At 62.9% G+C, this 19738-nt stretch carries 20 protein-coding genes; 8 read left to right on the top strand and 12 right to left on the bottom strand.

What is annotated here, in order from left to right; translation table 11 throughout:
- Positions 1 to 35: 35 nt before the first annotated feature.
- Positions 36 to 962 carry a Flp pilus assembly protein CpaB gene (cpaB, locus tag FJ867_RS12870; RefSeq protein ID WP_246675040.1) on the bottom strand — a complete coding sequence of 309 codons (927 nt, stop codon included), beginning with the start codon at positions 960 to 962 and terminating at the stop codon, positions 36 to 38.
- 235 nt (positions 963 to 1197) lie between these two features.
- Between cpaB and parE the strand changes: the two genes are divergently transcribed.
- Positions 1198 to 3258, top strand: a complete 2061-nt coding sequence (gene parE / locus FJ867_RS12865; RefSeq protein WP_140648970.1) for a DNA topoisomerase IV subunit B — start codon at positions 1198 to 1200, stop codon at positions 3256 to 3258.
- Between the two features lie 39 nt (positions 3259 to 3297).
- The gene (locus FJ867_RS12860; protein WP_140817554.1) at positions 3298 to 5364 is read left to right on the top strand and encodes an FUSC family protein; all 2067 of its coding nucleotides are present in this window, start codon (positions 3298 to 3300) and stop codon (positions 5362 to 5364) included.
- Between the two features lie 7 nt (positions 5365 to 5371).
- On the opposite strand, the gene FJ867_RS12855 is transcribed toward FJ867_RS12860, so the two are convergent.
- The 3 genes from FJ867_RS12855 to FJ867_RS12845 all read right to left on the bottom strand — a co-directional run bounded on the left by FJ867_RS12855 (position 5372) and on the right by FJ867_RS12845 (position 7350).
- A complete protein-coding gene (locus FJ867_RS12855) occupies positions 5372 to 5779 on the bottom strand; it encodes a HEPN domain-containing protein (protein WP_210242307.1) in 408 nt (135 codons plus the stop codon).
- Positions 5780 to 5822: 43 nt separating this feature from the next.
- Positions 5823 to 6131, bottom strand: coding sequence for a nucleotidyltransferase domain-containing protein (locus FJ867_RS12850; RefSeq protein WP_224646996.1), 309 nt, complete (start codon positions 6129 to 6131; stop codon positions 5823 to 5825).
- A 94-nt stretch (positions 6132 to 6225) separates the two neighbouring features.
- On the bottom strand, positions 6226 to 7350 hold the full coding sequence (locus FJ867_RS12845) for a DUF2336 domain-containing protein (protein WP_140685938.1): 1125 nt from the start codon (positions 7348 to 7350) through the stop codon (positions 6226 to 6228).
- Between the two features lie 151 nt (positions 7351 to 7501).
- Here FJ867_RS12845 and FJ867_RS12840 point away from each other — a divergent pair, with 151 nt between their 5' ends.
- Positions 7502 to 7954: a MaoC family dehydratase gene (locus FJ867_RS12840; protein WP_140685937.1), complete on the top strand. Its 453-nt coding sequence runs from the start codon at positions 7502 to 7504 to the stop codon at positions 7952 to 7954.
- A complete protein-coding gene (locus tag FJ867_RS12835) occupies positions 7954 to 8835 on the top strand; it encodes a CoA ester lyase (protein ID WP_140685936.1) in 882 nt (293 codons plus the stop codon). Before FJ867_RS12840 ends, FJ867_RS12835 begins: the two co-directional genes overlap by 1 nt.
- A 3-nt stretch (positions 8836 to 8838) precedes the next feature.
- Here the strand turns inward: FJ867_RS12835 and FJ867_RS12830 are convergent, their stop codons facing one another.
- The 3 genes from FJ867_RS12830 to FJ867_RS12820 all read right to left on the bottom strand — a co-directional run bounded on the left by FJ867_RS12830 (position 8839) and on the right by FJ867_RS12820 (position 10909).
- Entirely contained in the window at positions 8839 to 9513 is a 675-nt protein-coding gene (locus FJ867_RS12830; protein WP_140495836.1) for an isoprenylcysteine carboxylmethyltransferase family protein, read from the bottom strand.
- 202 nt (positions 9514 to 9715) lie between these two features.
- Positions 9716 to 10324: a flavin reductase family protein gene (locus tag FJ867_RS12825; RefSeq protein WP_140520996.1), complete on the bottom strand. Its 609-nt coding sequence runs from the start codon at positions 10322 to 10324 to the stop codon at positions 9716 to 9718.
- Positions 10325 to 10909 carry a nitroreductase gene (locus FJ867_RS12820; RefSeq protein WP_140520997.1) on the bottom strand — a complete coding sequence of 195 codons (585 nt, stop codon included), beginning with the start codon at positions 10907 to 10909 and terminating at the stop codon, positions 10325 to 10327.
- Between the two features lie 154 nt (positions 10910 to 11063).
- Here FJ867_RS12820 and FJ867_RS12815 point away from each other — a divergent pair, with 154 nt between their 5' ends.
- Entirely contained in the window at positions 11064 to 12026 is a 963-nt protein-coding gene (locus FJ867_RS12815; protein WP_140495833.1) for a hypothetical protein, read from the top strand.
- 53 nt (positions 12027 to 12079) lie between these two features.
- On the opposite strand, the gene FJ867_RS12810 is transcribed toward FJ867_RS12815, so the two are convergent.
- The 4 genes from FJ867_RS12810 to yidD form a co-directional block, all read right to left on the bottom strand.
- Positions 12080 to 13018 (bottom strand): GNAT family N-acetyltransferase, encoded by a 939-nt coding sequence (locus tag FJ867_RS12810; protein WP_140817550.1) that lies wholly within the window; start codon positions 13016 to 13018, stop codon positions 12080 to 12082.
- Positions 13019 to 13136: 118 nt separating this feature from the next.
- A complete protein-coding gene (gene thrS / locus FJ867_RS12805) occupies positions 13137 to 15113 on the bottom strand; it encodes a threonine--tRNA ligase (protein WP_140520999.1) in 1977 nt (658 codons plus the stop codon).
- A 147-nt stretch (positions 15114 to 15260) separates the two neighbouring features.
- On the bottom strand, positions 15261 to 16079 hold the full coding sequence (gene blaOXA, locus FJ867_RS12800) for a class D beta-lactamase (RefSeq protein ID WP_140495830.1): 819 nt from the start codon (positions 16077 to 16079) through the stop codon (positions 15261 to 15263).
- A 142-nt stretch (positions 16080 to 16221) separates the two neighbouring features.
- Positions 16222 to 16596 (bottom strand): membrane protein insertion efficiency factor YidD, encoded by a 375-nt coding sequence (gene yidD / locus FJ867_RS12795; protein ID WP_140495829.1) that lies wholly within the window; start codon positions 16594 to 16596, stop codon positions 16222 to 16224.
- A gap of 326 nt (positions 16597 to 16922) precedes the next feature.
- On the opposite strand from yidD, the gene FJ867_RS12790 reads away from it, so the two are divergent.
- On the top strand, positions 16923 to 17828 hold the full coding sequence (locus FJ867_RS12790; RefSeq protein ID WP_140495828.1) for a LysR substrate-binding domain-containing protein: 906 nt from the start codon (positions 16923 to 16925) through the stop codon (positions 17826 to 17828).
- 16 nt (positions 17829 to 17844) lie between these two features.
- On the opposite strand, the gene FJ867_RS12785 is transcribed toward FJ867_RS12790, so the two are convergent.
- Positions 17845 to 18291: an iron-sulfur cluster assembly scaffold protein gene (locus FJ867_RS12785; protein WP_140495827.1), complete on the bottom strand. Its 447-nt coding sequence runs from the start codon at positions 18289 to 18291 to the stop codon at positions 17845 to 17847.
- Between the two features lie 242 nt (positions 18292 to 18533).
- Here FJ867_RS12785 and folE point away from each other — a divergent pair, with 242 nt between their 5' ends.
- Together folE and hisI are read left to right on the top strand one after the other, a co-directional pair.
- Positions 18534 to 19169 carry a GTP cyclohydrolase I FolE gene (gene folE, locus FJ867_RS12780; RefSeq protein WP_140564056.1) on the top strand — a complete coding sequence of 212 codons (636 nt, stop codon included), beginning with the start codon at positions 18534 to 18536 and terminating at the stop codon, positions 19167 to 19169.
- A gap of 89 nt (positions 19170 to 19258) precedes the next feature.
- A complete protein-coding gene (gene hisI, locus FJ867_RS12775; protein WP_140675987.1) occupies positions 19259 to 19717 on the top strand; it encodes a phosphoribosyl-AMP cyclohydrolase in 459 nt (152 codons plus the stop codon).
- The last annotated feature ends 21 nt before the right edge of the window (positions 19718 to 19738 follow it).

The raw sequence follows: 19738 nt of genomic DNA, 5'->3' as shown, positions 1-19738 counted from the left end.
GTCCTGCTCTGGTCCCACTCAGGAACCTGATATTCCTATTTCTGGTCCCGCGCAGGAACCTGATATTCCTCGGCCGTCGTTCCACGCGTCACGATGACCGTCTTGAATTTCGGCTTCTCAGGCTCCTTTGCCATGGCGTCGAACAGCGAGCCGGCTGCGGCCTGCGCCTTGCCCGCCACCGATCCGCCAAAGGAGGAGATGGTGGTGACACCGTCCTTGCCGTCGCCGCCCTCGCTGGCGGAGCGAAGCGACAGCGACAGCGTGCCGACAGTGCGGGCCAGCGCCACTTTCTGCGCGCCTTCGGTGGTCACCTCGATGGTTATGGAATTGGCCACCTGCGGGGTTGTTTGACGCTCGTCGGCGCCCTGCCCGACGCTCAGCACCTTCGCGTCGGCAACGACGATCTCGGAGGTGATGGTCGAGCCGGCGGCGCCTTGCGCATTCTTGGCCACTTCCTGGATTTCACCGGCATCTCGCGTCAGCACGACATCGACCCGATCGCCCGGCGTGACGAAGCCGCCGACGCCCGCGATCTCGTCGGTGCGGATGGTGACGGCCCGCATGCCGGGTGTCAGCATGTTGGAGAGCGTGGCGCGGCCATTCGGGCCGGACAGCTTTGTAAGCAGCACCGGTTCGTTGACCTCGATCGGCGACAGCACCACGCGGTTGCCGTCCCCGAGCAGTCCATCGATGGTGGCGAAGGCGCCCTGCGGCAGCGAATCCTGCGGCCACGGAATTTCGCTGAGTTTCGCGCGGTCGAGATCCATGCCGTACCGCAACGGTGCATTCGCCACCACGATGGTCTTGAATTCGACCGTCGGCGCGGCGGGCGCCGCGATCGACGCGGTTTTCTCCTCGGCGTCGGCCCTGGCCTGGCGCTTGACCCAGAAATCCGCGGCAAAGATCGAGATCGCGCCGAAAACGGCGGCGATGCCGATCATCGTTATGGCCTTGCCCCTCACGCCCAAACCCCTGATGCCCGTAGTTTCTTGTTATGTTGGCTCACGCTAGGCGGCATTGTTAAAGAATCAGGAATCTTCTCGCCGGCTATCCGCCTGATTTCCGCCGGCTTGGTTATCGAATGGTTTTAGGATAAGAGGGGGTTAATCCCCGAACGTAACAGGAACCTCCGTCGCTTGGCGCTGAAAAGCGTGGCAGTATCGGCGGGTGATTCGCAGCTTGGGCTCTATGGCAGGCATGGACGACAACAACGATCTTTTCGGCAATCTGGAGAAGCAGCCGCAACCGGTTCGCACACCGGCGCGTCCGGCCGATCCGCTGGTGCAGGCGGCAGCCAAGCGTCCGGCGGCGGCGTCTCGTGACGGCTCAGAGGGCTACAGCGCCGCCGATATCGAGGTACTCGAAGGCCTGGAGCCGGTGCGGCGCCGTCCGGGCATGTATATTGGCGGCACCGACGACAAGGCCATGCACCATCTGTTCGCCGAGGTCATCGACAACTCGATGGACGAGGCGGTTGCCGGCCATGCCACATTCATCGATGTCGAGCTTTCGGCTGACGGCTTTCTCACCGTCACCGACAATGGCCGCGGCATTCCCGTCGATCCGCATCCGAAGTTCAAGAAGCCGGCGCTCGAAGTGATCATGACGACGCTGCATTCGGGCGGTAAGTTCGATAGCAAGGTCTATGAAACCTCGGGCGGCCTGCACGGCGTCGGCGTCTCCGTGGTCAATGCGCTGTCGGATCATCTCGAAGTCGAAGTCGCGCGCGGACGGCAACTTTACCGGCAGTGCTTCTCGCGCGGCATTCCGGTCAGCGGCCTCGAGCATCTTGGCGAAGTTCACAACCGGCGCGGCACCAGGACCCGTTTCCACCCCGACGAGCAGATCTTCGGCAAGGGCGCCGCGTTCGAACCGGCGCGGCTCTACCGCATGACGCGCTCGAAGGCCTATCTGTTCGGCGGCGTCGAAATCCGCTGGACCTGCGATCCCTCCCTGATCAAGGAAAAGGACACCACTCCGGCCAAGGCCGAATTCCATTTTCCCGGCGGCCTCAAGGACTATCTGAAAGCGTCGCTTGGCGACGAATTCCAGGTGACGCGCGAAATCTTCGCCGGCAAGAGCGACAGGCAAGGCGGCCATGGCTCGCTGGAATGGGCAGTGACCTGGTTCGGCGGCGACGGCTTCATCAACTCCTACTGCAACACCATCCCGACCGGCGAAGGTGGCACCCACGAGGCCGGCTTCCGCAACGTCTTGACGCGCGGCCTGCGCGCCTATGCCGACCTCGTCGGCAACAAGCGCGCCTCGATCGTCACGTCGGAGGATGTCATGATCTCGGCGGCGGGCATGCTGTCGGTGTTCATCCGCGAGCCTGAATTCGTCGGCCAGACCAAGGACAGGCTGGCGACGATCGAGGCGATCCGCATAGTCGAGACGGCGATTCGCGACCCTTTCGACCATTGGCTGGCCGACAATCCGCAGGAAGCATCGAAGCTGCTCGATTGGGTGATCGCGCGCGCCGACGAGCGGGTACGACGCCGCCAGGAAAAGGAAGTGTCGCGCAAGAGCGCGGTGCGCAAGCTGCGCCTGCCGGGCAAACTTGCCGATTGCACGCAGAATGCGGCCGCCGGCGCCGAACTCTTCATCGTCGAAGGCGATTCGGCCGGCGGCTCGGCCAAGCAGGCTCGTGACCGCGCCAGCCAGGCGGTGCTGCCGCTGCGCGGCAAGATTCTCAACGTCGCCAGCGCCGGCAACGACAAGCTGGCCGCCAACCAGCAGATTTCCGATCTGATCCAGGCGCTTGGTTGCGGCACGCGGTCGAAATACCGCGACGAGGATCTTCGCTACGACCGCGTCATCATCATGACCGACGCCGACGTCGACGGCGCTCACATCGCCTCGCTGCTGATCACCTTCTTCTACCAGGAGATGCCGAACCTGGTTCGCGGCGGACATCTCTATCTGGCGGTGCCGCCGCTCTACTCGATCCGGCAGGGCGGCAAGGTCGCCTATGCGCGTGACGACGCGCACAAGGACGAATTGCTGCGCACCGAGTTCACCGGGCGCGGCAAGGTCGAGATCGGTCGCTTCAAGGGCCTGGGCGAAATGATGGCCGCGCAGCTCAAGGAGACAACCATGGATCCGAGGAAGCGTACGCTGCTCCGCGTCGATGTGATCGATGCCGAGGCCGCCACCAAGGACGCGGTCGATGCGCTGATGGGCACCAAGCCGGAGGCTCGTTTCCGGTTCATCCAGGAACGCGCCGAATTCGCGGAAACGGAAGTGCTGGATATCTGAGCGCAGGCCGGTCGATCAAAGGCTTGCGGAGACGCGCGTGTGAGCTGGCAACGGCTGAATGGCTATTTCGAAGCGGGTCTTGCCGGGCTGACACAGCCGACCCGGTCGGACTGGATCTTCGCCTTGCGCACGGTCTCGGCCGGCCTGATCGCGCTTATGGCCGCCTACGCCCTCAAGCTCGATCACCCGCAATGGGCGATGATGACGGTGTTCATCGTTGCCCAGCCGGTCGCCGGCATGGTGTTGGCGAAAGGCTTTTATCGGTTGCTCGGCACGCTGGCGGGCGGTGTTGCCGCAATTGCCATCACCACTGTCTTCGGCACGAATCCCTGGGTGCTGGTGACGGTGCTTGCCCTATGGATCGGCCTCTGCACCTTCGTCTCGTCGCTGCTGCGTAACCCGGAAGCCTACGGGGCGGCGCTGGCCGGCTACACCGCCATGATCATCGGCTTGCCGGCGTTTGGCCAGCCGCATCTCGTCGTCGACCTCGCGGTCGCGCGCTGTGCCGAGATCGTACTCGGCATTGTCTGCGCCGGCCTGACCAGTCGGCTGATCCTGCCCAAATTGGCCAGCGAGGCCATCATCTCGCGGCTGAAGCGCTGCATTCTCGACCTTGCCACCTATGCCGGCGGCGCCTTTTCCGGCGGCGACACGGCAATGCTTTCCGGCCTGCATCGGAAGCTGGTCGCCGACACCCAGACGCTCGCCGAGATGCGCGCCTATGCCAGGCTGGAGGCCCCGAGCTTCGCGCCGCGCGCCCATCCGGTCCGGCGCACCATTGGACAACTGCTTTCAGCCCTGTCCGCGGCCCGCGCGCTGCATTCACACGCCGCACCGAAGAACGCGGCGCTCATTCCGGTGCGCTCGGAGCTGCAAGCCCTCGTCACTGAAATGGCGGCGACGCCGGGCGCGCTCGACGATACGGCGCCCTGGCTGGCACGGCTCGACGCGATCGGCGCCAAAGCGAAGCAAATGCCCGACGCCTTGGCCGACCAGGACGGCGACAGGGTCGGCACCGTCACCCGGCTCACGATCGCCGCCGATTTCGCCGAAGCGCTGAAGCAGACGCTGCGCGGTCTCGATGCCTTGCGTGCGCCCGTCACGCGGCCTTCACGCGAACGCAGCCCCCCGGCGCTGGTTGTACATCGCGACTATCACGGGGCGAGCCGCAACGCGGTCCGCGCGGCACTTGCAACGCTGCTGGTCGCCGCTTTCTGGCTGACGACGAGATGGTCGGAAGCCGCCGGCACGGTCATTCTGGTTGCCGTCGTGTCGAGCTTGTTTGCCGCCCGCCCCGATCCGGTGCGGGTAGCCTGGGGGTTCTTCCAGGGAACGCTGTTGGCTCTGCCCTTTGCCTTTCTCGTCGGCCAGATCGCGCTTCCCGTTTTTCCTGGTTTCGGCTGGTTCATGCTGTTCGTCGTACCGATCCTGGTGCCGGCGGCGCTCGCCATGGCCAATCCCCGCTATGTCGGCGTGGCGACGGCCTTCGCCATCAATTTTCTTGCTTTCCTCAGCCCGCACCAGGCGATGACCTACGACCCGGGCCCGTTCTTCGCCGGCTCGGCCTCGATCCTGGTCGGCATCCTTTTGGCAATCGGCGTCTTCATCATCGTGCTGCCCGCCGACCCATGGCTCGCGGCGCACCGCATCGTGCGGGCCATGCGCGAGGATCTGGCGCGGCTTTGCCTGCACGAGCGCGTGCCGAGGCGTTCGGCCTTCGAGAGCCTCGCCTATGACCGCATCAACCAATTGATGCCGCTGGTGCTGACCAGCGGCAGGAAGGGTGAAGCGGTTCTGGGCGGCAGTGTCGCCGCCGTCACCGTCGGTCTGGAGATCCTGCGGCTGCGTGCCGCGCAGCAGGCGCACGCGGTTCCGGCCGAGACGACGCTTTCGATCGCCAACTTCCTGCGTGGACTGGCACGCGAACTGCTCTTCCGCGCCCCGGGCGACCCGCAGACAGCCACCATTGCCGTCGCCCGGCAGTATGCCGCCGGCATCGCTCAGCGAAACGCCACTGGTGAAATGCTCCAGATTGCGGCGTCACTACGGATTGTCGCGGCGGCGATGGAGGATTTTCCGGATTTTTTTTCCAGGGGCAGAGCTTAGGCGAACCTCAACGCGGTTTGGACCTGCGCATGGGCGTCACTGCTTGGGCGGGCTTTGCATCATCGGCAAGATCGACTTTGAAGTGCCCCGCGGCCCGCGAGATAAGGGCTGCGATATCGTCGATGGCTTTCTGAAGTTTTTCCCTGTCAGGCGCACGAGGTATCTGGCCCGAAGGCAATGTATATCTGAAAGTGGTGGCATAAGCCTCCAGCCAAACGAGTGATCCCAACGCCGTTTTCTCGGCGTGGTCGTCCGGAAAGCGTCTTAGAATCTTGTCGAGTTGGTGTGCATCATGACGTTCGATGTGAATGGCCTCCGACGTCGCCAGCGCCCTGATGATCTGCTCAACGGCCTGTTGGCTGAGATAAGCGGCGTTGCGAGACCCTGTTGCGACCAGAATACGCGTATCACTCATACAGCCGTTCGCCAACCGAAGCGCGCTGGCGATAGTCCACTGATCAGACATCTAATCGACGTCCGTCCCGAGCGATGTCATACGCGATCGTATTTCGCGAATCCCAACTTGCAGCCAAAGCGCCCGATGTCGTGGAAAGGATTGTCGCCGGAATTCCGATTTCGTGCTGAATGGTCCAGCCAATGAGTGGGTCGAGAAGTTCTGGTCTGGCATCATCTGGCAAAGCCACGAGGATATCCCAGTCGCTGTCAGGTCGATTGTCGCCGCGTGCTCGGCTTCCAAACAGCCAAATAGAATCGGGATTCATGCGGATCCTGATTTCATCGATCAGCGGCCTGATCTCGATCGGCACCGGAAGATGCTTTGAGGACGAGTGGCTCATGCGCGAAACATAATACCATTCTTTTGCGCCGACAACGCAATGGCATCAAGCCCGCCCAAAGGGGCTAAGCGGCTGCGATCGCCAGTGCATGGCCGCGCGCATTTTCACGCAACGCAGCGAGATGGATCGACTTGATGAGCGCGGCGAGATCGCCTTCCGCGGACTGTCCGCCCAATTCCTTCAGCATCAGCCAGCTGACTTCCTGCACGCCGGCGACGCGCTTGCCGTTGGCGACCTCTCGCCAGATTTTCAGCGCGCGCAAGATGACCGCGTGCGTGGCGGCAGCCAGGCCGGCACTGCGGAACAGCGCCTGCAAGGCCACGTCGTGTCCGCCGGCCAGCAGCGCCCTCACTCTTTGGGCGGACTGCTGGCTGAGCGCGACCAGCGTCGAGCCGAAGAAGTCGACCTTGCCATGCGCGATGGTGCGGATGAGGAAGCTCGCGGTGAGATCGCCGCGCAGCCTGAGATGCTCGATCAGTGCTGCATGCTCTTCCTGGCGCGTGCTCTCGATCAGCGTCACGCAGGCCTTGACGCAGGCGTCGCGCATGACGCGGTCGGCCCGGGCGGCTCCCATCAAGGCCATGACCAGCGGCGAGGTCTTGAGCATCTCACCGAGCTTGACGAGCAGCATGTGCCGGCAGTCGGCGGGCAGGCGTGAATCCGATATAAGCGCCTCGCGCACCAGCGGCAGATGGCCGTGGCGCTCGGCCATGCGGCGAAAACTCAACGAAGCGACATCGGCCCCGCTGTTGGCCAAAAGCACGGCGCAGGCCTCCGCCTCGCCGATCTCTGCGATAGCCGCCGACAGCGCCATCGAGACCAATGGCCGATCGGCGATCAGTTTTTGCGTCGCCTTCGGACCTGAAGCCACGCGATCGATCAGGTCTGCGTCGGTAAGCAGTGGCGATCGCGTCAGCACGACGCCGGCGACTTCCGGCTGGTCGGAAGCAAGCGCGCTGATGATCTGGGGCGGTGCGTGATGGCTCATGGACAGCGCCTCGGCCATCGCCAGCCGTACCTTCGACGATGCGTCGTCGAGCAGCAAGGTCAGCGCCGCCTCGGCGGCGCAGCGATCCTCGAACGGCAATTCCGCGTCGACATAGGCGCGGGCGAGCGCGCTTGCCGCCGCGGCGCGCTCCGATACCCTGGCCGTGTAGATCCATTTCAGGAAATGCGAGACAACAACCATACCGCCTGCTTACGCCCCTTGCCGGAAGGTTTCCGACCCCGTGCCGGACGTTAGGCCGAATTGGTTTATGAAGCGTTCACCATGTTCGTTAACTGGCTTGCGAGCGCTGGATGCAGCGCCTATCAACCGTCCAGCAGCGGAGGAGAATGAAATGGCTGGGCTTTATCTCGAGGAGTTCGTCGTCGGCCATGTCTTCCAGCACACGCTGCGCAAGACCGTCACCGAGAGCGACAACATGATGTTCTCGGTGATGACGCTGAACCCGCAGCCGCTGCATATCGACTTCGATTTCGCCGCCAGGAGCGAATGGGGCAAGCCGCTGGTCAACTCGCTGTTCACGCTCGGCCTGATGATCGGCATTTCGGTTAACGACATCACCGTCGGTACGACGGTCGCCAATCTCGGCATGAAGGAAACGGTGTTTCCGCATCCGGTCTTCCATGGCGACACCATCCGCGTCGAGACCACTGTCGTCTCGGTGCGCGAATCCAGGTCGAAGCCCGATCGCGGCATCGTCGAGTTCGAACATCGGGCCTATAACCAGAACGGCGACCTCGTCGCCAAATGCACGAGACAGGCCATGATGCTGAAGAAGGTAGCCTGATGCGTTCGCTGCTGTTCGTTCCCGGCGATTCCGAGAGGAAGCTGGAGAAGGGCTTTGGCGCCGGCGCAGACGTGGTCATTGTCGACCTCGAGGATTCGGTGGCGCCCCAAAACAAGGCATCGGCGCGAATGACCGCGGCGCGCTTCATCGCCAGCCACAGGGCGAAAACAAGGTCGGCAATCTACGTCAGGGTCAACGACCTTTCGACGGGATTGACGGACGACGATCTTGCGGCGCTTATCCCGGCAAAACCCGACGGCGTCATGCTGCCCAAATCGGCTGGCGGCCAGGATGTCCAGCACCTCTCGGCAAAGCTCAGGCTGCGCGAAGCGGAGAACGGCCTGGCCGACGGCGCGACAAAAATCCTGCCGATCATTACCGAAACACCGGCGGCCGTGCTGGCGGCGGCGAGCTACGCCGGGGCAAGCGCGCGACTTGCCGGGCTGACCTGGGGCGCGGAAGACCTGTCGGCGGCGATCGGCGCGCGCACCACCCGCGACCAACATGGCCGTTACACCGAAATATTCCGCTTCGCTCGCGCCATGACCATTCTCGCCGCCGGCGCGGCGGAAGTCGCGGCGATCGACACCGTCTTCCCGAATTTCCGCGATATGGCGGCCTTCGAGGCCGAATGCAGGGAGGCCGAACGTGACGGCTTCACCGGCAAGATGGCGATCCACCCTGATCAGGTGCCGGTCATAAACGCCGCCTTCACGCCCTCGGTGGAAGCGGTGCAACAGTCGGCGGCAATTGTCGCGGCATTCCAGGCGGCGGGAAATCCCGGCGTCGTCGGCATCGACGGCAAGATGTATGACCGGCCGCATCTGCGGCTGGCCGAGCGGCTTCTGGCACGCGCCCAGGCAGCCGGAATCTCCGCCTGACCGCTACCAGACCAACGGGATCAGGCGGTAGCGGACATGGGCCGCATAGTCGTCATAGCCGCGCAGGCCGGTGCGAAGCGTTTTTTCCTCGATGAATGTGCGGATGGCCAAGAGAACGATGAACACGACGACCAGTGCCAGCCCCCACCAGGAGCCGAGCAGGAGAGCCGTGCCGGCAAAGAAGAGGATGGCGCCGGCATACATGGGATGGCGCACATAGCTATAGGGACCCGTTGTGATCACCTGCTGTCCGCGCTCCGCCTGGATCTTCACGACGGGCGCCGCGAAGCTATTCTCCAGCATCGTCAGATAGCTGATCCATAGTCCGACCAGCAGAACCAGCGCACCGATCGCCTGTACCCAGACCGGAACGACGGACCAGCCGAAGCGGTAGTCGAAACCCATGAAGGCCAGCCAGGCAAATATGCCGAGCAGGAGTATGCTCAACAGAACCTTGTCGGCCGCGGTCTGGTCCTTCTGGATGGGAGAGCTCAGCCGTTCGTTCATCAGCCCGGGATCGCGCCGGGCCAGCGTCACGCCAAGGGTCAGGCTCAGCCCGGTCATCACCGCCAGATATACCCAGGCTCCCGGCCAGGTCAGCGTACCCGCTGTCAGGAAAAGCAGCGCGCCCATTGCGCCGAACCACACGAACGTCTGGAGGATCAATCTCGAGACCATGATCAACCTTCCATGATATTTGCCGTCGGCATTTACCAGCAACAGACTACCGCCGACCCTCAGCAGACTATCGCCCATCCCGCGCCTGGACGAAACGGTCCTGGTGTGCAGAAGGTTTCGTCATGCCGCGTCACCAAGCTCAGGGCGCGTCGTGATGACGGCTCGCCGTCAGGAAAGCACAGTGACTGGGCCCCCTTGCGGGCTAATCCTTGCCCCAACGCGGCCGGCGCATCGAAAACACTTCGTTGACGCTGGCATAATCCATGTAGCCGAGGCGAGCGACATTGCCGGCCTTGCTGATATCGAACAGGCCGTCTTTCAGGTAGGCATCGTCAATATGCACGCCGATCACTTCGCCGGCCACGACGACGGCGCTGGTCGGCGTTCCGTCCAGGGCCTTTGGCCGGAACACTTCGGTCACCTTGCATTCGAGTGCGGCGGGTGCGGCCGCCACGCGCGGCGGCGCGACAAGACGCGACGGCGCCATGGCGAGATCGGCATAAACGAACTCGTTGACGCCGCGCGGCGCGTCGACCGACGTCCGGTTCATCTTCTCGGCGAGATCGCGGCCGACCAGATTGGCGACGAACTCGCTGGTCTCCTGGGCGAAGGAGGCGCTGTCCTTCTCGCCCTCGGAGGAAAACCAGACGATGAAGGGCCTTGTCGAAACGGCATTGAAGAAGGAATAGGGCGCGAGGTTGATCTCGCCGGCCCCGTTCAGGGTCGAGATCCAGCCGATCGGGCGCGGCGCCACGATCGCCTTCGACGGATCGTGCGGCAGTCCGTGCCCCTTTGACGGCTCGTAGAACACTTAGCCCGCCCAGGGCCCGGCATAGTCCGCATAAAGCTTTGCCGGATCGGGGCGCGGCCGCTCCGGCGCCGGGCCGCCATAGGAGCCGATATGGACGAAGCCGATTACGCGCTCTTGCGGCGCCAGCCCCAAGATCGCCCTGCCCTCCGGCACGTCCGAATACCAGTTGCTGATCATGTTGGTGCCATAGCCCAGTGCGTTGGCGGCAATCATCAGGTTCATCGCCGCCATGCCGCCGGACAGGAACATCTCCCATTGCGGGATTTTTGGATTTTCCTTCGGCACCGACACGACGCCGATCACCAGCGGCGCGCGCGAGAAGCGCGCCAGCTCTTGGTTGCGGCGGCCATCCGGTAAAGGTCCCTCCCGCTGTTCGGCAAGGGCCGCCAGCTTCCTGCCGATCTCGATGCGGGCATCGCCGCGATAAAGAATGAAGCGCCAGGGCTCGAGCCGGCCATGATCGGGCACGCGCGTGGCGGCGGCGATCATCGTGGCGATCTCGGCGTCGCCGGGCGCGGGCTCCTTCAACTCCGGTATCGGCGCTGAATTGCGGGTCAGCAGGAAGTCGATGATCGGGGACGCCATGGGCGCAAGTCTCCTAAGTTCGATTTTGAGCTGAAGCGCGCCATGGGAATGCGGGGCGGCTCGGGCATCGACGCGGGCGCGCCAGGCTGGAGAGTCGTATCGGTCGGACTCTTAAGCCTTGAAATTGCCACCGCCATGGGCTTCAACGCAAGGCATGTTTGAGGGGACTTTGCGTCTTTTCCTGATCTGGGTCTGCACCCTGCTGCTCATGGCGCCGGTTTCCTTTGCCGTGGCGCAGAATGTGGATGGCGTCAGCGACCTGAAGCTTCCCGGAATTTCGAGCTACGCGACGCCGAAAGGCGAGACATCGCTGGCGCTTGGTGGCGGCGGCGCCATCACCTTGTCCGCGCAATTGACCGACAAGGGAGGCGATATCACTCGCGGTATCGTCTGGCGCGTCTTCAAGCCGGAGGCCGTCAACGGCAAATTGCCGATGGTGGCTTCCGCCCATGGCGGCACGGCGGTCTTCCAGCTCGAACCCGGCAGCTATCTGGTTCACGCTTCCTACGGCCGGGCCGGTGCCACCAAGCGCATCACCGTCGGCAAGGACGCCAAGCGCGAGAGCCTCGTGCTCGATGCCGGCGGCCTGAAGCTCGATGCCGTCCTTTCGGGAGGGGCGCGCATCCCGCCAAAGAAGCTGCGCTTCTCGATCTATGAGGGCAATGCCGAACCCAATGGCGATCGCGCGCTGATCATTCCCGACGTCGAGCCCAACAGCGTCGTGCGTCTCAATGCCGGCATCTACCACGTGGTCTCGACCTATGGCGCGGTCAATGCCGTCATCCGCTCCGACATCCGCGTCGAGGCCGGCAAGCTGACCGAAGCCACCGTCGAGCATCACGCCGCCGAGATTACCTTGAAGCTGGTGCGTGAAGCGGGCGGCGAAGCGATCGCCGACACGTCGTGGTCGCTGCTCAACGAATCCGGCGATCCGATCAAGGAAACCGTCGGCGCCTTCGCCTCGATGGTGCTGGCCGAAGGCGACTACACCATCATCGCCAAGAACCGCGACCGCATCTACCAGAAGGATTTCACTGTCGTGGCCGGACAGAACCAGGAAATCGAGGTTCTCGCGACGGAAGCCGCCGCGATGGATCCGGAAGAAGGCGCGGATTAGTCAATTCCGGAAAGCCTCGAGCCGCTTTCCCTTCGGATCTCCACGAAATGGACCTACGCCGCCAGCTTGGCTCGTGCCGGCAGGAATGGAATCCGGCGGCGAGGAACCGGCGGCGCCAGATCGAAGACGCCTCTATAGAGGCGCTCGAGCAGCGCCTTGCGGTCGCGCACGGGCTCCAGTTCATTCCAGTTCAGCACATCGCCGACACGCACGTCGATCGACTTGCCGGAAAGCCGGGCGAATTCGCGGATAAGCAGCGAAATGCGCAGCGCCAGCGATGCCTTGCCGACGAACTTCGCCACGCGTCCGTCGCGCTCGGCCATGTTCATGGGACCGCTGACCAGATGGAACAGCCTGCCGTTCTGGCCGGAGAAATGCATCGGCACTACGGAAGCCTTGGCATCCTGCACGAGACGCGCCGGAAACATCTTCCATGGCAGGTCGCGTGCCCGGCCAAAACCTTTCGGCGCGGTGGCGACACCGCCGGCCGGAAACACCACGATGGTGACGCCTTCCTTCAAGAGCCGCACCGCCTCGTGACGCACCGCCATGTTGTTCTTCAACGCGTCCTTGGTTTCGGAAAAGTCGATCGGCAGCGAATAGGGCTCCATCTCGCTGATCTTGAGCAGATCCTTGTGGATCATGACCCGGAACGGCCGCCCGAGCTGCTCGGCCAGCGACAGCACGGCAATCCCGTCGCCGATGCCAAAGGGATGATTGGCGACGATCACCAGCGGCGTGTCAGGCAGGGTCTGCGGGGGCCATTGGTCGGGGGTTCGCACCCGCACATCGATCAATTCGAGCATGCGGCTGAACACGCGCTCGCCGGACGGGACCACCTGGCGGCGCCAAAAATCATAAAGCGCTGCAAAACGGTCGCGTCCGGACAGGCCTTCGATGGAATGGATGACCCACCGCGTCAGCGCTGGCTGTCGGGGATTAGCATAGGAAAGCTCGGGAAACGGTTTTTCACGCAATTTCAGCTTGAGCATGAGGGCTTGTTACAAGACTGCCGTGACAGGGATGTGAAAACGGAGGGATGTGAAGACGGTGCGATATGGAAATGGCGGTGGACTGCTCCACCGCCATTCCGCTTGAAATACTACCGGATCAGGCCGCAGGTTTGCGTCGGCGATCGGGCGTGATCGCTTCTTCGGTCAGCTGCGCGACCGCTTGGGCGAGACCCAGCGACTCCTGATCGCGCGATCCGAGGCGGCGCATGTTGACCGTCTGCTCTTCCGCCTCGCGCTTGCCGCAGACGAGGATGACCGGAACCTTGGCTAGGCTGTGCTCACGGACCTTATAGTTGATCTTCTCGTTGCGCAGATCCGCCTCGGCGGACAAGCCCGCGGCTTTCAGCTTCGCCACCACTTCGTTCGCATAGCCGTCGGCGTCCGAAGTGATCGTCGCCACCACCACCTGCAGCGGCGCGAACCACAGCGGGAAATGGCCGGAATAGTTCTCGATCAGGATGCCGAGGAAGCGCTCCATCGAGCCGCAGATGGCACGGTGCACCATGACAGGCTGTTTCTTCTCGGAATCCGAGCCGATGTAGAAGGCACCGAAACGCTCCGGCAGGTTGAAGTCGACCTGCGTGGTGCCGCATTGCCATTCGCGGCCGATGGCATCCTTCAGCACATATTCGAACTTCGGCCCGTAGAAGGCGCCCTCGCCAGGATTGATCGAGGTCTTGATGCGGTTGCCCGATCGCGTCCTGATCGTCTCCAGCACGCCGCTCATGATCGCTTCGGCGTGATCCCAGGCTTCGTCGGTGCCGACGCGCTTGTCCGGCCGGGTCGACAGCTTCACGCTGATTTCGTCGAAGCCGAAATCGGCATAGGTCGACAGAATCAGATCGTTGATACGCAGGCACTCCGACGCCAGTTGCTCCTCGGTGCAGAAAATATGCGCGTCATCCTGCGTGAAACCGCGCACGCGCATCAGCCCGTGTAGCGCGCCCGACGGCTCATAGCGATGCACATTGCCGAATTCCGCAAGCTTTACCGGCAGGTCGCGATAGGATTTCAACCCGTGCTTGAATATCTGCACATGGCCAGGACAGTTCATCGGCTTCAGCGCGAACACGCGGTCGTCATCGGTGTCGTCGCCGGCAACCGTGACCTTGAACATGGCGTCGCGGTACCAGCCCCAATGGCCCGACGTCTCCCACAGGCTCTTGTCGAGCACCTGCGGTGCGTTGACCTCCTGGTAGCCCTGCTCGTCGAGGCGGCGGCGCATGTAGTTGACCAGGTTCTGGAACATCTTCCAGCCCTTGGCATGCCAGAAGACGACACCGGGCCCCTCTTCCTGGAAATGGAACAAATCCATCTCGCGGCCGAGCTTCCTGTGGTCGCGCTTTTCGGCTTCCTCCAGCATTGTCTGGTAGGCGTCGAGCTGCGCCTGATCAGCCCACGCCGTGCCGTAGATGCGCGTCAGCATCGGGTTGTTCGAATCTCCGCGCCAATAGGCGCCCGCCACCTTCATCAGCTTGAAGGCATTGCCGATCTGCCCGGTCGAGGCCATATGCGGACCGCGGCAAAGGTCGAACCAGTCGCCTTGCGCGTAGATCTTGAGATCCTGATCGTCAGGAATGGCGTCGATCAGTTCCAGCTTGTAGCGCTCGCCCTTGTCGGCAAAGACCTTTTTGGCCTTGTCGCGCGACCAGACTTCCTTCGTGAACGGCTTGTTGCGCGCAATGATCTCGCGCATCTTCTTCTCGATCACCGGGAAGTCGTCCGGAGTGAACGGCTCGTTGCGGGCGAAGTCGTAGTAGAATCCGTTCTCGATCACCGGCCCGATGGTCACCTGCGTTCCCGGCCATATCTCCTGCACGGCCTCCGCCAGCACATGTGCCGCGTCATGGCGGATGAGTTCCAGCGCGCGCGGATCGTCGCGGGTGATGATCTCGATCTTGCCGGACTTGCCGAGCGGATCGGAGAGATCGCGCACGGTACCGTCGATGGCATAGGCCACGGCCTTCTTGGCCAGCGACTTGGAGATCGATTCGGCAAGGCCTGCACCGGTCATCGCCGCATCGTAGTCGCGCACGGAGCCATCGGGAAATGTCAGGGAAACGGCATTCAGCATCAGGTATTCTCCTATCCAGTCCCGCAAACGAGCGCGGGTGGTGAAATGCAGGTCGTCAGCCGTTCGAGGCTGCGGCCTGCCAGATAGCCGGAGGCGTCCGGCGGCGGCAGTCTTTTATGGGCAGATGCCGCCGCCGTAAAGCCTCGGCTATTTAATCAGCAGCGGCAGGTCCTTCAGGAAGGCCGCGCGCGTCGCGAGCCCCTTCGGCATATCGCTCCGCTTCGTATCGACGACGAGCCGGGCAAACACGATCTGGCGGCCGTTTTTCTGCGCCCAGCCGACGAACCAGCCGAGTGAACGCCTGTCCTTGCCGCCCTCGCCGACCCTGGTGCTGCCCGTCTTGCCCTGGACGGTCCAGTCGCCGGCCTTGAAGCTGGGTAGGATGGCTTTCGTCATGTCGTGAGCCTTGGCCGAGACCGGCATCTTGCCGGCGAGGAGCTTACGCAGGAAATCGACCTGCTCGACCGGCGTGATCTTGAGCGAGGAGTTCACCCAGGAATGAGTCAGGCCGTCATTCTTGCCGGGATCGCCGGAAACGTCCGCATTGCCATAGCCGAACTTCGAGACGTAGCCGGCAAAGCTCTCCGGTCCAAGCCGGCGGGTGATCTCGCGTGAATACCACAGCACCGAGTCCCGCTCCCAGATCATCGGATCGACGGTCTTGTGGTCCCGCTTGACCGCCTTGAATTCAGGTTTGTAGTCCCAGCTCGGCGTGTGCTCGTCGCTTAGTATGCCGGCATCGTAACCGATCAGCGACAGCGGCACCTTGAACGTCGAGGCCGGGCTGAACCGCTGATCGCAGACGCCGTTTTGGTAAAGCGTCTTGCCGCTCTGCGCATCGGCGATCAGCGTGCATTGCACATCCCCGAGCGGCGCCGACTGCGCGCGCATCGGAAATCCCAGAAGCCAGGCAAGCAGGAACAGGACTCCGGCAAGGATGAAGGGAAGACGGTCGACATTGCGCATTGGATGCTCGCTCCAGAGGGGGTTCGGCGAGCGGCTTAGCGAGGTCTCTTGTCTCGATTTTGTCTCAAATTCGCAGTTATTGTGCAGGCTGCCGTTAACCCTACCAGATCGTAAACGGTTGCCTTGAAGAACTGACCGGCAGTCAGCTTCGCGCCTCGTCGTGGTTGCCGCCGATCCGCCAATATCGCCACGGCGTAAACCAGACATACCGATCCGCCAGAACCTCCGGAACAAGGTCGACGCCATGGGTGCCGAATGGTCCGCAGCGCAGAACCCTGAAAAATCCCATCCAGCCGCCGGCCCAAAGGCCATGGCGGGCGATCGCCTCATGCGCGTATTCCGAGCAGGTCGGCAGGTGACGGCAGGAATTGCCGATGAAGCTGGACAGCGTCAGTTGATAGAGGCGCACCAGCGACGTGCCCAACACCCGGCCGGGGGTCTTGCGCCACGGGCCGGACCAGTTGCGGCCTTGCCGCGGCGGCCCGGCTGTATGTGTATGCCCATGCTGGTCGCCCACTGCGATCTCCGTCTTTCCACACGATAGATGTGGGCTTCATCGGGAGAACGCAATCCCGCCCCTGCTTGCTGAGCTTTCACGGGCGGAAGCGGCGAAGTGGCTGCCGATCAGCCGGCAGTGCCCATCGGCGGGGGCTAGACTGCTCTTCGTGGTGCTTCCGACGGGTCCTTTCGTCACGCCACTGATAGGTTGCAATCCGCATCACATCGCCAAAAATCTCTAGCAACTGGACCATGGCCGTATCTCCTTGACGACGAGTAGACCGCCGCTGGCCTTCGCCTTCAAACGAGTATAATTTCCACTTCGGATAATCCTGGGTTATGCGAATGAAGCGTGGGCGATTGCCGCTGACGGCCTTGAGGAGCTTTGAAGCAGCCGGGCGGCACCTGAGTTTCAGCAGGGCGGCCGAGGAGCTTTTCGTCTCGCAGGCAGCGATCAGCCGGCAGATCCGCGAGCTCGAGATCTTTCTGCGCCGGCCCCTGTTCGAACGTCACCATCGCCGCGTCGAACTGACCGATGCGGGCCGCCGGCTGCTCAGTCAGCTGGTCAGGAGTTTCGACGCCATCGACGCCCTGCTTTCCGAGTTGGTGGCGGCTCCCGCGCAGACAGTGGTTCGCGTCAGCGTCGAGCCGTCTCTGGCATCGGTATGGCTGGTGCCGCGGCTCAACCGTTTTCGCCAATTGCGGCCCGACATCGACGTCGCGCTCGAAGTCGATCCAAGGCTGATTGAGTTTCGCGGCGACCAGCCTGAACTTGCGTTACGCTTCAGTGCGCATGCTGCCTCGTGGCCGCGCAGCGAGGCCGAGCAGCTTGCCTCGACGGTCGATTCACCGGTTCTGTCGCCGGCGCTGCTTGCCGCGGGGCCTCCCCTCGACAAGCCGGCCGACCTTGGCCGCTATACGCTGTTGCATGAGGAAAACCGACAGGGTTGGGCGCGCTGGTTTGAGGCGGCTGGTGTGCCTGCCGACGCCGTGCCCGCGCGCGGTCCCATGCTGGCGGATGCATCGCTTTCGAAGCAGGCCGCCCTGCTCGGACACGGCGTGGCGCTGGGCGATCTCCTGCAGATCGGCGAAGAGCTCGCCTCCGGCACGTTGGTCAAGCCGTTCGACATCGACGTCGCGTCCGGCGCCTATTGGCTGGTGGCCAGAAGCCTGCGCGATCTCCCCGAGCCAGCCGCCGCGTTCGCCGACTGGGTGAGAAGCGAATTCGCCGAAAGCAGACGGCTCCAATAGGCCGCCAAATGGGCTATCAGGCGGCTTCTTCGGCGCGCTTCTTCTCGATCTGACCGATCGCGTCGACCACCGCGTCGAAGGTCAACATGGTCGAGGCATGGCGCGCCTTGTAGTCGCGCACCGGTTCCAGATATTTGAGATCGGCGAAGCGGCCTTCCGGCGGCGCTCCGTTCTCTTTCAGCATTTTCAGCATGGTCTCGCGCACCGCGCGCAATTCGTCGGCCGTAGCGCCAACCACATGCTGCGCCATGATGGAGGACGAGGCCTGGCCGAGCGCGCAGGCCTTCACGTCATGTGCGAAATCGGTAACCACGCCGTCCGCCATATTGAGATCGACGGTAACGGTAGAGCCGCACAATTTGGAATGTGCCCTCGCGCTGGCGTCGGGATGATCGAGCCGGCCGATCCGTGTGATATTTCCGGCAAAACCGAGAATTTTCGCATTGTAGACGTCGTTGATCATTATTTTCCAGTCCGTCGCCGCCAAGCGAACAGCGTTTGCCGCTGACGCGTCTTTCTTTCGCTCGTCATGACCATATATAATGATGGCAGTCCGGTATCGACAAGGCGACGAAAAGCCCACGTCTTTGCCGCAGTTTGCTCACGCCGCTTACGGGGCTGGAAACCGGGCGAGTTTCCGACGCCGAAAGGTCGTGGTCCGTTCAACTCGTTCCTCCTGAGAGAGGGACTACGGGAGACGCCTTTATGGATGCCGTTATCAAGAAGTTCATGCCCCAGTCGGCCTACATGGAAAAGCCCGTCACCGACCGGCCGAGCGAGGCCGACGTCGAGGCTGCGGTACGCACGCTTTTGCGCTGGACCGGCGACAACCCCGATCGCGAAGGGCTGGTCGACACGCCCAAGCGGGTAGCCAAGGCCTATCGGGAAATGTTCGGCGGCTATGACATGTGCCCGGCCGAAGAGCTTGGCCGCACCTTCGAGGAAGTGGCTGGTTACGACGACCTTGTCATCGTCAAGGACATCCAGTTCCATTCGCATTGCGAACATCACATGGTGCCGATCATCGGCAAGGCCCATGTCGGCTATCTGCCGGACGGCAAGGTCGTCGGCCTGTCCAAGATCGCGCGCGTGGTCGATATCTTCGCCCATCGCCTGCAGACCCAGGAAGCCATGACCGCGCAGATCGCCGGCGTCATTCAGGATGTGCTCAATCCGCGCGGCGTTGCCGTGATGATCGAGGCCGAGCACATGTGCATGGCCATGCGCGGCATCCGCAAGCAGGGCTCCACGACGCTGACCTCGACCTTCACCGGCGTGTTCAAGGATACTCCCGAAGAACAGGTTCGTTTCGTCACCATGGTGCGTGGCGGTGGGGTGTAAGCCGCCTCGCCCGGCATCGCCGGACCATGATTCCGAAAGTGGCTACCGGTTTTCGGATAATCATGGTCAAACAGGAAGATAGCCCGGCGATGTCGGCACTGGAATTTCCGAAGGCTCCCTCAGACAAGAAAGCGCTGGAAGAAGGCGCGGTGTTTTCACCGCGCTTCGATGCCGCCGGCCTGGTCACCGTCGTCGTCACCGATGCGGCAGACGGCATGCTTTTGATGGTCGCGCACATGAATGCGCAGGCTCTGGCGTTGACGCTTGAAACAGGTATCGCCCACTACTGGTCGCGTTCGCGCAATGCGCTGTGGAAGAAGGGCGAAACGTCAGGCAATCTCCAGCATGTCATCGAGGTGCTCACGGATTGTGACCAGGACGCCATATGGTTGCGCGTCAAAGTGCTAGGCCACGACGCAACTTGTCACACAGGCCGGCGTTCCTGCTTCTATCGGACGGTGGGGCTGATCGACGGCAAGGCGATGCTTGCCGACGATGGCAGCGAGCCCTTGTTCGATGCGGAAAAAACGTATCGGAAGCTCCCGTGAATGACCAGCTTGAACCTTTTG

Origin of the sequence: Mesorhizobium sp. B2-5-3 (assembly GCF_006441005.1) — a bacterium.
In the GTDB taxonomy this organism is placed as follows: Bacteria; Pseudomonadota; Alphaproteobacteria; order Rhizobiales; family Rhizobiaceae; genus Mesorhizobium.
Note: the sequence above shows the minus strand (reverse complement) of the source record. Positions and strands in the feature narration are given on the sequence as shown.